The 12,863-nt window shown below is 52.6% G+C and carries 11 protein-coding genes; 3 read left to right on the top strand and 8 right to left on the bottom strand.

Features of this window, described 5'->3' with window-relative positions; all coding sequences use genetic code 11:
• Window positions 1-52 precede the first annotated feature (52 nt).
• Entirely contained in the window at window positions 53-3,382 is a 3,330-nt protein-coding gene (locus tag ET464_RS05680; protein ID WP_341869753.1) for a DEAD/DEAH box helicase, read from the top strand.
• 110 nt (window positions 3,383-3,492) lie between these two features.
• On the opposite strand, the gene ET464_RS05685 is transcribed toward ET464_RS05680, so the two are convergent.
• The 4 genes from ET464_RS05685 to ET464_RS05700 form a co-directional block, all read right to left on the bottom strand.
• The gene (locus ET464_RS05685; RefSeq protein ID WP_129439015.1) at window positions 3,493-4,476 is read right to left on the bottom strand and encodes a mannonate dehydratase; all 984 of its coding nucleotides are present in this window, start codon (window positions 4,474-4,476) and stop codon (window positions 3,493-3,495) included.
• A 62-nt stretch (window positions 4,477-4,538) separates the two neighbouring features.
• The gene (locus ET464_RS05690) at window positions 4,539-5,819 is read right to left on the bottom strand and encodes an ABC transporter substrate-binding protein (RefSeq protein WP_341869754.1); all 1,281 of its coding nucleotides are present in this window, start codon (window positions 5,817-5,819) and stop codon (window positions 4,539-4,541) included.
• A 23-nt stretch (window positions 5,820-5,842) separates the two neighbouring features.
• The gene (locus tag ET464_RS05695; RefSeq protein WP_129439017.1) at window positions 5,843-6,673 is read right to left on the bottom strand and encodes a carbohydrate ABC transporter permease; all 831 of its coding nucleotides are present in this window, start codon (window positions 6,671-6,673) and stop codon (window positions 5,843-5,845) included.
• Window positions 6,670-7,632 carry a carbohydrate ABC transporter permease gene (locus ET464_RS05700; RefSeq protein ID WP_129439019.1) on the bottom strand — a complete coding sequence of 321 codons (963 nt, stop codon included), beginning with the start codon at window positions 7,630-7,632 and terminating at the stop codon, window positions 6,670-6,672. The genes ET464_RS05695 and ET464_RS05700 overlap by 4 nt, the downstream gene beginning before the upstream one ends.
• 271 nt (window positions 7,633-7,903) lie before the next feature.
• Between ET464_RS05700 and ET464_RS05705 the strand changes: the two genes are divergently transcribed.
• Both ET464_RS05705 and ET464_RS20825 read left to right on the top strand, forming a co-directional pair.
• On the top strand, window positions 7,904-8,809 hold the full coding sequence (locus ET464_RS05705) for an RraA family protein (protein WP_129439021.1): 906 nt from the start codon (window positions 7,904-7,906) through the stop codon (window positions 8,807-8,809).
• Window positions 8,810-8,930: 121 nt separating this feature from the next.
• The gene (locus ET464_RS20825; RefSeq protein ID WP_425271783.1) at window positions 8,931-9,509 is read left to right on the top strand and encodes a hypothetical protein; all 579 of its coding nucleotides are present in this window, start codon (window positions 8,931-8,933) and stop codon (window positions 9,507-9,509) included.
• On the opposite strand, the gene ET464_RS05715 is transcribed toward ET464_RS20825, so the two are convergent.
• The 4 genes from ET464_RS05715 to ET464_RS05730 all read right to left on the bottom strand — a co-directional run bounded on the left by ET464_RS05715 (window position 9,454) and on the right by ET464_RS05730 (window position 12,813).
• Window positions 9,454-10,623: a helix-turn-helix domain-containing protein gene (locus tag ET464_RS05715; protein WP_129439023.1), complete on the bottom strand. Its 1,170-nt coding sequence runs from the start codon at window positions 10,621-10,623 to the stop codon at window positions 9,454-9,456. The genes ET464_RS20825 and ET464_RS05715 overlap by 56 nt on opposite strands.
• 31 nt (window positions 10,624-10,654) lie before the next feature.
• Window positions 10,655-11,293 (bottom strand): GntR family transcriptional regulator, encoded by a 639-nt coding sequence (locus tag ET464_RS05720; protein WP_129439025.1) that lies wholly within the window; start codon window positions 11,291-11,293, stop codon window positions 10,655-10,657.
• Window positions 11,294-11,635: 342 nt separating this feature from the next.
• Window positions 11,636-12,001, bottom strand: coding sequence for a GNAT family N-acetyltransferase (locus ET464_RS05725; protein WP_244226686.1), 366 nt, complete (start codon window positions 11,999-12,001; stop codon window positions 11,636-11,638).
• Window positions 12,002-12,300: 299 nt separating this feature from the next.
• A complete protein-coding gene (locus ET464_RS05730) occupies window positions 12,301-12,813 on the bottom strand; it encodes a hypothetical protein (RefSeq protein ID WP_129439029.1) in 513 nt (170 codons plus the stop codon).
• Window positions 12,814-12,863 lie beyond the last annotated feature (50 nt).

The following is a 12,863-nucleotide window of genomic DNA, read 5'->3' on the forward strand; positions in this document are numbered from 1 at the left end:
ACAACAGAATCGGGCAAAAATTCTGGTTAGGAACAGCAGAAAGGTCGGTTACATGGCTATGAGCTTTCAATTGACGAATCGGATTATTAAATTGTTATGCGGCGCGCTTTCGTATGAACGGGGCGAACGCTACTGGAAGGAGGGGCGCGTTCGGCTGATAGACACGGACCAGGCCGGAATGCGCTTTACCGCAGAAGTAGCCGGCGGCAAATCCGGCAGTTTCGTGCAGGTGCACATCGACGGGGACGGAGATGTCGAGGCGGAATGCACCTGCCTCTCTTCGCTGGCGGAGCAGCATTATTGCAAGCATATTGCCGCCGTTCTGCTTGCCGTACATGATCTTGTCAATGGCGGTTCCGCACCTGTACGGTCTTATTCGCATCTGCTTGGAGAAACAGAAGCTCCTTCAGCCGGGCTGACGGAGCGCCGGCTTTCCTCCCGAACCCGGGCTGCTTTCGTCAGAGAGCTGCCTGTGCCTTCCTCCGACAAGCTGCTCCGAATGTTCGGCGGCAAGCCACGCCGTCCGCCGGTCATGGGAACCTTTGCCGATAACCGCTTGCTGCTGGAATGTGAATTCAGCTGCCGACTCCATCCTTACGGCGACGGCAAGCAGCTGTTTGGCCTTTCCGTCAAAATCGGGCCTAAAAAGCTGTACACCGTGCAGCGGATCCGGGATTTGCTTATCCATATCGAACGGGGCGAGCCGTATACCGTATCCAAATATTTCACCTATGATCCGGAAGCCCACTGCTTCCGGACAGAAGATTATGAAGCCGTTCAAGAGCTTGTACAGGCCTGCCGCAAAGAGCAGCTGTACTGGGAAGCCGCCAGTGTAAAAGCGGGGCAGCCTTTCCCCGGCGGAGACCGGATGCTCCTTCTCCTGCCCGATACGTGGGAGGCGCTGATGCCCAAGCTCGCAGCCGCTCCGCGTGTGAATCTGGAGTATGGCGGACAATCCTATAACGGCTTAACCGTTTCCGATGAGCCGCTGCCGCTCCGGTTCGAATTCAGTGAAACCGGGCAGGAGCAATATGTGATGGAAGCGGAAGGATTACGGGCTGTCGGCATATTGGAGCCGTACAGCCTCGTCCTGCACGAAGGCAAGCTGAAGACTCTGCCGGCGGAGCTGTGCCGCAGCCTGCTGCAGCTGCAGCAAATGCTGGAGCCGTACGACAGTCCCGCTGTCCCCATTGCTCCGGGACTTATGGAGCCTTTGATCGAACGGGTTGTTCCAAGCTTGAAGCGGCTAGGCGCAGTCCATATCGCCCCTTCCGTATCGGATCGGATCGTGCACAAGCCGCTCAAAGCCAAGCTGTTCCTCGACCGTATCCGGGACCGGCTGGTAGCCGGACTTGAATTTCAATACGGGGAAATCGTAATCAATCCGCTGGAGCCGGAGCGGAGACGGGCGGCGGAGCAAATCGTCATGCGCGACAGCGACCGGGAGAACCGCATCCTGCAGCTGATGGAGCAGGCTTCTTTTGCCAAGACGGAAGGCGGCTATTTTCTCCACGAAGAGGATGAACAATACCGTTTCCTGCACTATATAGTGCCGCAGCTGGAACCGCTGCTTGACGTATACGCCACGACAGCCGTTAAAACGATGCTCGTCCAAGGGCTTCAGCCGGTTATGAAGGTGCAGGCGGATGAACGGACGGACTGGCTGGACATCCAGTTCACCATCGACGGCATTCCCGAATCGGAAATCCGGAAGCTTCTTCAATCACTGGAGCAAAAAAGAACGTATCACCGCCTGCCGGACGGCGCCTTCGTACCGCTAGATACGGAAGAGATGCGCGCGGTCGCGCGGGTCATCAACGAGCTGGGCATGACGAGAAGCGAGCTCGCAGATCCCGCCCTGAAGCTGCCGGTTATGCGCGGCATTCCGCTTATGGATGCGGCACAGCATCCGAATGTGAAGTTAGGCAAATCGTTCCGCAAGCTGCTTGATCATTTGCGCAATCCCGACCATTTGGACTTTCCGGTCCCGCCGGGCCTGGAGCCGATATTGCGGGATTACCAGAAGGACGGCTATCAATGGATGAAGACGCTGGCGCATTACCGGTTTGGCGGCATTCTGGCGGATGATATGGGCCTTGGCAAAACGATTCAAAGCATCGCCTTCCTTGTATCCGTGCTGCCGGAAATACGATCGCTCCGCCAGCCGGCGCTGGTCGTTGCTCCCGCCTCGCTTATCTACAACTGGAAAAACGAAATCGCAAGGTTCGCGCCTGAGCTTCAGGCGGTAATTGTGGAAGGAACGGCGAATGAACGGCAAACGCTGCTCGCCGGACATATGGAGCGTACGGATGTGATCATTACGTCCTACCCTGTGCTGCGCAAGGATGCAAAGCTGTTTGCCGCTAGCGATATGCGGTTCCATACCTTAATTTTGGATGAGGCGCAATATTTTAAAAATTATGCGACCCAGACCGCTCATGCCGTTAAGCAAATTGCGGCGATTCACCGGTTTGCGCTGACCGGCACGCCGGTCGAAAACCGGCTCGAGGAACTATGGTCGATTTTCCATGCCGTATTCCCGGCCTTGTTTCCGAAAAGAGACGTATTCGGCGAGCTGACGAAAGAGACGATTGCGCGCCGCAGCAAGCCGTTCCTGCTCCGCCGCGTCAAAGCAGACGTGCTGAAGGAACTTCCGGACAAGATCGAGACGGTGCAGGCATCCGGGCTGTTCCCCGAGCAGAAAAAGCTGTATGCCGCCTATTTGGCCAAATTGCGTCACGATGCTTATAAACATTTGGATAATGATACGTTCAATCAGAATCAGATCCGCATCCTCGCAGGCATTACCCGGCTTAGGCAGCTGTGCTGTCACCCGGCGCTGTTCGTTGAAGATTATACCGGCAGCTCCGCCAAATTCGAGCAGCTGCTGGAGCTGGTTGAGGAATGCCGCAACGCCGGCAAGCGGATGCTTGTGTTTTCGCAGTTTACGCAAATGCTTACGCTGATCCGGCGGGCGCTTGCCGAACGCGAAGTGTCGTTTTTTTATTTGGACGGGCAAACGCCGGCGGCCGAACGGGTCGAGCTGTGCAGCCGGTTTAATAACGGAGAGCGCGAGCTGTTCCTTGCTTCGACGAAAGCCGGCGGCACAGGGCTTAATCTAACCGGCGCCGATACCGTTATTTTGTACGATTTATGGTGGAATCCGGCTGTCGAGCAGCAAGCGATGGACCGCGCCCACCGGATCGGGCAAAAAAATACAGTCCAGGTCATCCGACTCGTCAGCGAAGGAACGGTCGAGGATAAAATGATGGAGCTGCAGGAGCGGAAACGCAACCTGCTCGACGAAATTGTAAGTCCAGGGGATAAGCTTGCCGGCAGCCTGACGTCGGATGATATCCGCGAACTGCTTCAGCTTGTGTAACCGATCACAGCAGCGGCAACCAAGCAGCCCGCAAGTCATAACCATGACTTGCGGGCTGCTCCGTCTGCGCTCCGTAATGCTTCTAAGCTGCAGCATGCCATGCTGCGCTGTTATCCGACCGGCGTAACGCGCGTCATGGCTGCTGCCGCTTGCATCAGACCGGTAATATATCCAACGCCGTACAAGCGGCCGAGCAGCTCGTACCCGGGATTCGAATTATCCTCTCCTTCCATCGTTGGCACATGGTCGGGACGGGCAGGACCGGCGTAGCCTGCCTCATAATACGTCTTCATCGCCTCCAGCATATCCGTCTTGCCGTCATCATGGAACGTCTCCTCGAACTTCTCAGCCGTGCCCCGAACGTCGCGGAAATGAACAAAAAACAGTTTGTTTTGTTTGGAGAAATGACGGATGACGGCCGGAATATCCTCTCCGGCTGTAGCCAACGTGCCTTGGCATAACGTGATGCCGTTGCACGGGCTTGGCACCAGATCTATTGCTTGTTGCAGCGCTGCCGCGCTGCGCAAAATACGCGATACGCCGCGGATCGGCGTAATCGGCGGATCATCGGGATGAAGCGCCAGCTGTACGCCTGCCGCTTCCGCAACCGGTACGATCTCTTCCATAAAATAATGCAAATTTTCCCACAGCTGCTCCTCCGTTACAATTCCCGCTTCCGTTAACGGGGCATCCTTCATCAAGCTGTGGTCATAACTCGATACGAGCGCTCCCCCTCGCGTGCGGGTAGTCGTGGAGGTGCGGAACCAGTTAAACTGGGCCATAAAGTTATAACACAACACCGGAATGCCGGCGGCCCCCATGTTCGTTACAAACTGCTTGAACTGCTCGATCTCCTCATCGCGCCCTGGCGTGCCCAGCTTAATATGGTTGCTTGGCGGCATCGACTCAATTACCGTTAAGGCAAGGCCAGCGTCGGCGAAACGCTGCTTCATTCGGATAAGCGGCATCAGGTCCCACGGCTTTTCTTGTTTTTCTTCCCAAGGCAAACCGCCTACCGCATAATTGACGTTCATTTGCTTGGCTAATGCCCACAGCCGGTTTGGCTGCGACGGAAAAATTTCAGCTAATTGCATGAATCGCACCTCTTTCAATGGGATGAACTTTTATTCCGGCTGTTCGGCCCGGCCCCTTACGCTCAGCCCCCGGCTTTAGCCGCCAGGTCCTGGCCAAGCTTGTTGATTTTGTTATATGCGTCCTCAATGGACTGCTGGCCGAACGTCACAGCGTCCATCTCTTTCTTGTAGGTGTCCACCCATTCCGAGAAGCCCGGAGCCGGCGAATAGAACGGCAATGCCTGATCAACGGACAAATCGTAGATCTCTTTGCCCAGCTTATCCTTTTCTTCAAGATTCGGTTCAAGCGATTGGTAGATTACCGGGTTAATCGGAATGCCTCGCGTAAGGCCAAGCGTACGGCCGGCATCCGGATCGGTAATAAACCATTTTACGAAGTTTTTGGCTTCTTCTTTATGCTTGGAATTGGCGCTGACGCTTAAGAAGATGGTCGATTGCGCCCAGCCGCCGCCGGCCGGGCCAACCGGCATATTAACGACGCCGACTTTGCCCGGCATAAGCTGCTCCAGCGCGCTTACGGAGCCGGTTGTTGCCCCGCGCGTCATAACAGTGCCGGATGCCATCGGATCGGCCTGCGGGTCATTTTCAAGGAAAGAAGCCGCCAGATCGGCAGGCGGAACGACTTTATCTTTCCGGAACTGCTCATATGTTTGATAGAACTTCATAAATAAATCTTTGTCCAGCGTAAACGTCTTGCCGCCGTCCGACATAATCGGCGGTTTGCCGTTTGCCGTCTGGTAGTAGTTGAAGCCGTCCCATGTCGAGGTGTCGCCAATCGGGTATTTGCCTTCCGGAAGCTTCGCCCTTGCGTCCTTTGCCCATTGGAAAAACTCATCGTACGTCCAGTCTTTATGCGGCAGCGGAATGCCGTATTGCTCCAAATCAGCCTTATTAAAAGCAATGCCCTGCGCATTCTGGCTAAGCGGGATGCCGTACAGCTTGCCGTTGATTTTCAGATTCTCAATGACATTCGGATCCACGATGCCGTTCAGATCAATATCCGTCAAGTCTTCCAGCTGGCCTCGTGATACATACTCCTGCAAGTAGGCGGCATCCATCTGCAGCACATCCGGAATCGTCTTGGAGGCCGCAAGCGTCGGGAGCTTTTGCCAATACGCATCCCATGCCATATACTCCGGCTTGAAACTGACGCCTTCATGCTGCTGCGAGTACAGATCAAGCGCCTTCTTGGTCGCTTCGTGCCGTTCGTCCGCCCCCCACCACATTATGCCTAACGTCGTTTTTCCGTCCGAGCTGCCGCCCCCGCCGCCGCTGCACGCCGCCAAAGCAAGCATGGAAGCCGCAAGCAAAGCTGTAACCACCCCGTGTTTTTTGCCCATCATTTTGCCTCCCCATTGTTTTTGTATTAGCCTTTAAGCCCTGTTGTCGCAATCCCCTCCACAAAATGTTTCTGTGCAAATAAAAAGATGATGACGGAAGGAACAACTGACAACAAAGACATGGCAAGCAGTTGGCCCCACTGGATATCAAACTGGTCGATAAACATGCGCAGCGCAAGGCCAACCGTAAATTTGTCGACCGAGCTGATGTAAAGCACTTGCGCAAAAAAATCGTCCCAGCTCCAGATGAATGTAAATATCGCTACCGTCACAAGCGCGGGTTTGATAAGCGGAAACACGATTCGTACAAAAATGCCGTATACGGATGCCCCGTCGATCTTCGCCGCTTCGTCAAGATCACGCGGGATGCCCCGGATAAACTGCACAAGCAGAAATATAAAAAAGGCGCCGCCGCCAAAAAAATGCGGCAAAATTAGCGGAATATAGCTGTCGACAAACCCCAGCTTGTTAAACAAAATATATTGCGGCACGATCGTGACCTGCCCGGGCAGCATCATCGTCAGCATCAGAATCGAAAACCAGAAGCCGCGGAACTTGAAGTTCAGCCGGCCGAAGCCGTAAGCGACAAGCGCCGCTGTCAGCACGCTGCCGACCACGTTCCATAATTCCATCAGAAGCGTATTGCCGAAAAAATGAGCAAAGGTATATTCGCTGGAAAAATGCCAGCCGCTGCTGTAATTTTCCCACATCGGCGTTTTTGGCCAGAGTGACGGAAGGCTCAGCTCTTCCGTTTTTTTCAGCGAAGCGCCGACCCACCAAATGACCGGGTAAAGCATCAGCAGGGAAAACAAGGTAAGCAGCACATGATCGGACAGCTTGGAACGCCATGTTGTCATTTGCCCTTCCCTCCTTCTGCCGAGGACTCGTAAAACACCCAATACCGGGAAGCAAAAAAGTTAATCGCCGTCAATACGCCAACGATGACGAGCAGCACCCAGGCAAGCGCGGAGGCGTAGCCCATCTGGTAATGCTTAAACGCTTTTTCATACAGGAACAAGGCGTATACATACGTCGAATTGATTGGTCCGCCTTTCGTAATGATGAACGCTGCAGTAAACGTCTGGAATGAACCGATGATGCCGAGGATCAGGTTGAAGAACATAACCGGGGACAACATAGGCAATGTGATGTTCATAAACTTCCGAACCTTGCCCGCTCCATCAACCGAAGCGGATTCATATAATTCCTGCGGAATTTGCTTAAGCCCGGCCAGGAAAATAACCATCGTGGAACCGAATTGCCATGTATTAAGCAAAATAAGCGTTCCAAGCGATGTATGCGGATTGGAGATCCAACCGATGCCATGGATGCCGAACCAGGCCAGCACTTGGTTGATATAGCCGTCTACGCCAAACATATTGCGCCATAAAGCCGCTACTGCAATGCTCCCTCCAATTAGTGAAGGAAAATAAATCGCCGTACGGTACAAGTTCATGCCCCGGATATTTTTATTAAGCGCAACCGCAACAAGCAGCGAAAAAAACAATTTAAGCGGCACGGAAAACAATACGAATATAAAAGTAACAGCCAGCGATTTCGTAAAGGTTGCATCATTCGTAAAGATGGCGGTATAGTTGGACACCCCCGTCCATACCGGCTGTTCGAGCAGTGAATATTCGGTAAACGACAAATAAAACGATTGGGCGATCGGCCATAACGTTAACAAGATAAAGCCGATCAGCCATGGAGAAATAAAAATATAGCCGGCCAGATGTGTTCCGCTTCTTCTAACCCGCTTGCGCGTAGTTTCCTTCACCGCTTGGGCGACATTCGATTGAGCAGCCACTCCATTCATCTCCTCCTCTCTCCGCCACCGGTGTTTCGAAACCGGTGTAGCCTTACTTTATACGAAAGCGGTTTCACGATTGAAGGCGACGATTTTACGATAATGTTTGTTTTTTTAACAACCCGTTTCGGAGCTGGTCCGGCTGGTGAAAAATTTATAGCAAATGCTTGAAATCCCTTAAAAAACTCGCATCGACAAAGGGCGAGATGTCCTTAACAATGAAGGTATTACGCTCAGCCAGATCAGCTCTGCTCAAAATCGAACCGGAAGAGGTGTTTGTATGAAATTCGATAATCCTGAAGATATTGTCCAGCTTACGCCGTTATGGAAAGGAGAACGTTTCCCGAACGGGCGGCCGAAAGTGCCGGAAGACGTACTGCGCAGAATCCGCAAAATAACGCTGGAGGAAGCTTGGGGGCCGTTATGGAACAGAGGTTACAAGTCCCAATTTGAAGGCGATTTCAAAATCATTCATCCGGACCAAGTGATGGTCGGCCGGGCGGTAACTGCAGTCATGGTGCCGAAGCGTCCGGATCTGGACGAAACGCTGCTTCATTACGGGCATGAGCAGGAGAACCGGAAAGGCTACTACAATCAATGGGTCATTGATTCGCTTGTGGAAGATGATGTGGTCGTGGTGGATATGTTCGATAAAGTGCATCTGGGCACTTATGTCGGCGGCAACCTGTCAACGGCCATCTCCACCCGCACGAAGCGCGGCGGCGCTGTCATATGGGGCGGTATCCGCGACAATCAGCAGGTCGTGGAGATTGATAATATTAACGTCTATTACAGAGGCAGCGACCCTACCGCCATTGCCGATGTAACGATGGTCGGGATGAACGTGCCGGCACGGATCGGCAAAGCGGTCTGCCTTCCGGGCGACGTTGTGCTCGGAACGCCGGCCGGCGTCATTTTCATCCCGCCGCATCTGGCGGAATTAACCGTTACGCAAGCGGAAAAATCCCAGGTTCGCGACGTATTTGGTTTTGTCCGGCTGAAAGCCGGCGTCTATACAACTGCGCAAATCGACGCATCCTGGGGCACGTCGCTGTGGCAGGACTTTATCCAATGGTTCAAAAGCGACGAGGCGGCAGCCGGCTATCAGCACCTGAACTGGGATGGAGAGCTGCAGGAGGCTGCCAGACAAGAGAAGCAGGGACCGCAAAACGACGTCCGATTGTAGCATAACGCACAAGCGGCAGCCCGCATCCACATTCTTAAAGCTCCCGTTGGCATAATCAGTTCACGGCTTCGAATAGGTATACAGAAGCATATAAAGTTCTGAGCGAACGGGAGGTTTAGGAATGAACTATAACAATAGCGGCGTACCGCCCGGCGGGCAGCAGCCCCGGAATAAGACCCATCCAAAAGACGGGCTTACCCCGGCGCAATGGGCAGCTGCCGACTTGCCGGCGGAACTTCATTCGCAAACGGTTGGCGAACGCGGACCGGTACTGGAGCAAGACAATGTAGCTCATGAAACGCTGCAGATATCGAAGGCGCCATTGAACGGAGCGATCTGGCCAAGACGGATGATTTCTCACAAGCCGGCCAATATTATAATTCGCTTCCCCCTGTGCAGCAAGATCATCTGGTCGCGAATCTCGCAGCCGATCTGGCCGTCATATCTCTGGAAAACCTTAGTACGGTTCTGGGATATCTCTATCAAGCATCGCCGCAGCTTGGCGAACGGGTCGCCCGCCAAATCCAGCCGCAATCGGAAGGATGACGGCTTCATCTCGCTGAGTCCCCCTGTGAAAAAAGACTCCATCTTGGCCGTTTGCCTTACTCCGGCCAAGATGGAGTCTTTTATTTGGAGCTGCTCGCTTATTTGCATATCAGCTCCCGGTATTCGCTGGGCGATACGCCAACTTTGCGTTTAAAAATTTGGCTGAAATAACGGGAATCGTGATAACCAACCTTCTCGGCGACCTCATAGTTTTTGTAATGGGTGCTGCGCAGCATGTCTTTCGCCTTGTCGATGCGGATATCGGTCAAATGCTCGATAAACGTTTTGCCGGTATTAGTTTTGAACAGCAGGCTTAAATACGTCGGCGTCATATATACCTTTTCCGCTACGCTTTGGAGCGATGCGTATTGGCATTCCTGCTCCATATAATGCATGGTCTTTTTAATAATGCTGCGGTGGGTTTCTTTTTGATTCGGCGACGTCACTTCCCACAGCCCGCACAAAAACCGGCACACATAGTCTTGCATATCTTCAAGCGTATCATGCTTGACGATCTCCATAATTTCAAGCGGCGCATATGCCGGAACATGGCGTTCCTCCTCCAGCACACGGTTTTCGAGCGCAACCAGCGTCCGGATCGTCAGTTCATAGATGCAAGGAACATCAATCCGCTTGCCCTCCAGCACTTCTTCATAAAAAACGTTCACCGCTTCTTTAATGTCGGCTGGGGAGACCGCTGACCGGAACGCATCATAAAGCTCCTTTTCTTTGGCAGCAGGATACACCTCGATCTTCTCCATCCGTGTCTGCTCAGCGTAATAGAGGATGGAAGCTCCGCCGTTATAAAACTTGCCGCGCAGCGCTTCCAGCGCCTGGCCATACGACTGATGAACATCATACAGATGGCTGCACGGCTTGCCGACTCCGATATGAAAGGAACAGCCAAAGCGGCCGCTTAGCAATCCGCGTAGATGCTCCAGCACCTCTCTGGAATCCCAAGAGAACAACAGGCCTGCTCTGCCGTCTTCATCCAGAAAAGCAAAGCTGCCGTCCTGAATCTGCTTCTGCAGAAATTCTCTTGCCTGCTCCATGTACAACATCTTCTCATGATCGGAATTGGCGAGCTTTCTAGGCTCAAACAGCGCTACGGCCGGAAAAGTAAAATAAGGGTTTAACTGTAAATCGGTTAATACGTCTTTCAAATTCAGCTTAGGATCAATGGTATTGGCAAGCAAATCGCGCATAAACCGGTCTCTCATCCACAATCGAACGGCATCGTCATCCAACATGAAACAAGGCTTGCGCATAAGTCATTTCCCCTTTTGAAAGGTTGATGAACTAGTCCACATCAATCACTTTATAGGCATGCATATGTTCAATAAAAGCAGCCTCCGCCGCTTTCTCATCCCCCGCGCGCAGCGCAGCTACAAGCACTTGATGCCACTCCGCAAGCGAGTCCGTCGTATAATGCCGGTTCGAGATGGCCATAAAGCGCATCACTTTGGATTTCATATGATTCCATAACTCCAATATCGCCTGATTATCGCATTTTTGATAAAAAAATCCATGAAACTGCATATCCAGTTCCAAAATCAACAACGTATCTTTCCGCTTGTTCGCATCATCCATCTGTTCAATTATGTTTTCCAGCGCTGCATAGTCCCGCTCCGTCAGCAGCGGCATGGAGGTGCGTACAGCAAAACCTTCGATAATTTCCCGAAGCGCAAAAATATCCCGGATTTCCTTCGCCGTAATGTTGGATACGACAGAACCTTTGTTTGGAACGCCAACGATCAGCCCTTCCTGCTTCAGCCTTTCCAAAGCTTCCCGGACAGGAGCCTGGCTTGCATGAAACCGGCTTGCCAGCTCCAGCACAATTAAACGGGTACCCGGTCCAAGCTCGCCGGCAAGAATCTCCTGCTTTAAGGTCAAATAAATATGCTGATTGATGGAATGAATGATCGGAGCATTTTGCATGATTCTCACCTCTCCGGATATACCATACAAACACATTATCGATTATCGATAATGTGTAGCGAAAAATTAAAGTAACCGCTTACAAACATATGTTTCAATATGATCGGCTCCCGCTGTCTTAAGTGGATGCACGGCCCCGCTTCCATTATCGATAATCGATAACTTGCTTATATTATATGAAGGAAATTTAAAGACCGCAATCGGAGATTTTATCGAAAAATGTAGGTTTTTCTATGGATCATTAGCCTGCCGCATAAAAAAATCCGGTTAGCAGCTTCCCTTCCGCTCCAGGCGGGAAACAAGGGCGGCTGCATAACCGGATTGAAGCGATAAATCGCTGGCCTATGCCTCGAACGGCTTGTACCAAAACAATGCTTTATCAATATTCGGATTAAACGTATACTTCATCGCATCGACACCGCCCAGCTGCATCCCCATCCGGATATAAAAACGGCATGCGGCAAGATTGTCATCCTGCGCTTCCAGCGAGATGCCGCGCAGCCCTTTTTCCTTCGCCCAGCGCTCGCCGGCCTCGAACAAATACCTGCCGATTCCGGCCTTCCGGTATTCCTTCTTCACGGCAATATTTTCGATGTAAGCGAAGCGAGTCCAATCCCGCACGATCCGGAGCTGGCCCACGCAACGGTCACCGTCAAATGCAAACAAAATAGCTTTGTGGTCATTATCCATATAAGGCCCGCAGTCCAAACGGTCATCTGGAAACTTCGTCTCGCGCGGTTCAAACAGCTCTTCGCTGAAACTCCATTGTCCATCAACAAAGACGGGGACAAGCCTTCCGAATAAAGTGAACGGGTCGTTGGTTTCATTTAATAAATGTTCATTCCCCGGTTAATCGGGACGATTCGTATAGTGCTGGTCATGTTCGTCTCTCCTCCCATCTTTCCTCAAGTATGCTACCATGTTTGACGGCAAAACAAAAGGACAAACGCTTGATGCGCTTGTCCTTTTGTCTGCAGCGGGCAGTTCGTTGTCCCCGCTCGCGTTCATTAAGCCCAGTTGCTTTTATACTTTTCCCACCATGTTTCCGCTTCGATAATTTTCGGAACTTGCGTTACCGGGTCGAAATCCAGATAGCCGTGAATATAGTCATCTTCAGCAAACGCCTTAACATCCGGCTCCTGGGTAGCCAGCAGCAGCGCGTATAACGTTAAAGCCCGCTCGTAATCATCCGGCGTGCCCAGATTGGCAATCAGCGCAGGCACTGCCTGTTTGCCAAGCAGCCCCAAATCTTCCGCCGCTGTATACCATACGAAACCTTCACCGTACGTTCGGGTATACGAACGGTCTTTCAGCTTGCCGATCAGCGTCTCCACGCTTTGCGCCTCCGCAGCAGCCTCCTGCTTGTCCGCAAAAGCAGCCGGGCCAGCCGGAAGATGCGGCTGTACAAACCGGGCAATCGCGCCTGCCGGCGGCTGAACATGGTTTTCCGCGCTCCAGGCCGTATGGGTTCCGGCCAGCGTAATCGTTAACACCATAAAAGAAATTGCCATTTTATTCATAGAACCGCTCCCTATCTGGCGTTTGATGTGTTGGCAGCAGCAGCGCCAGC

It is taken from the genome of Paenibacillus protaetiae (assembly GCF_004135365.1).
Lineage (GTDB): Bacteria > Bacillota > Bacilli > Paenibacillales > Paenibacillaceae > Paenibacillus_AP > Paenibacillus_AP protaetiae.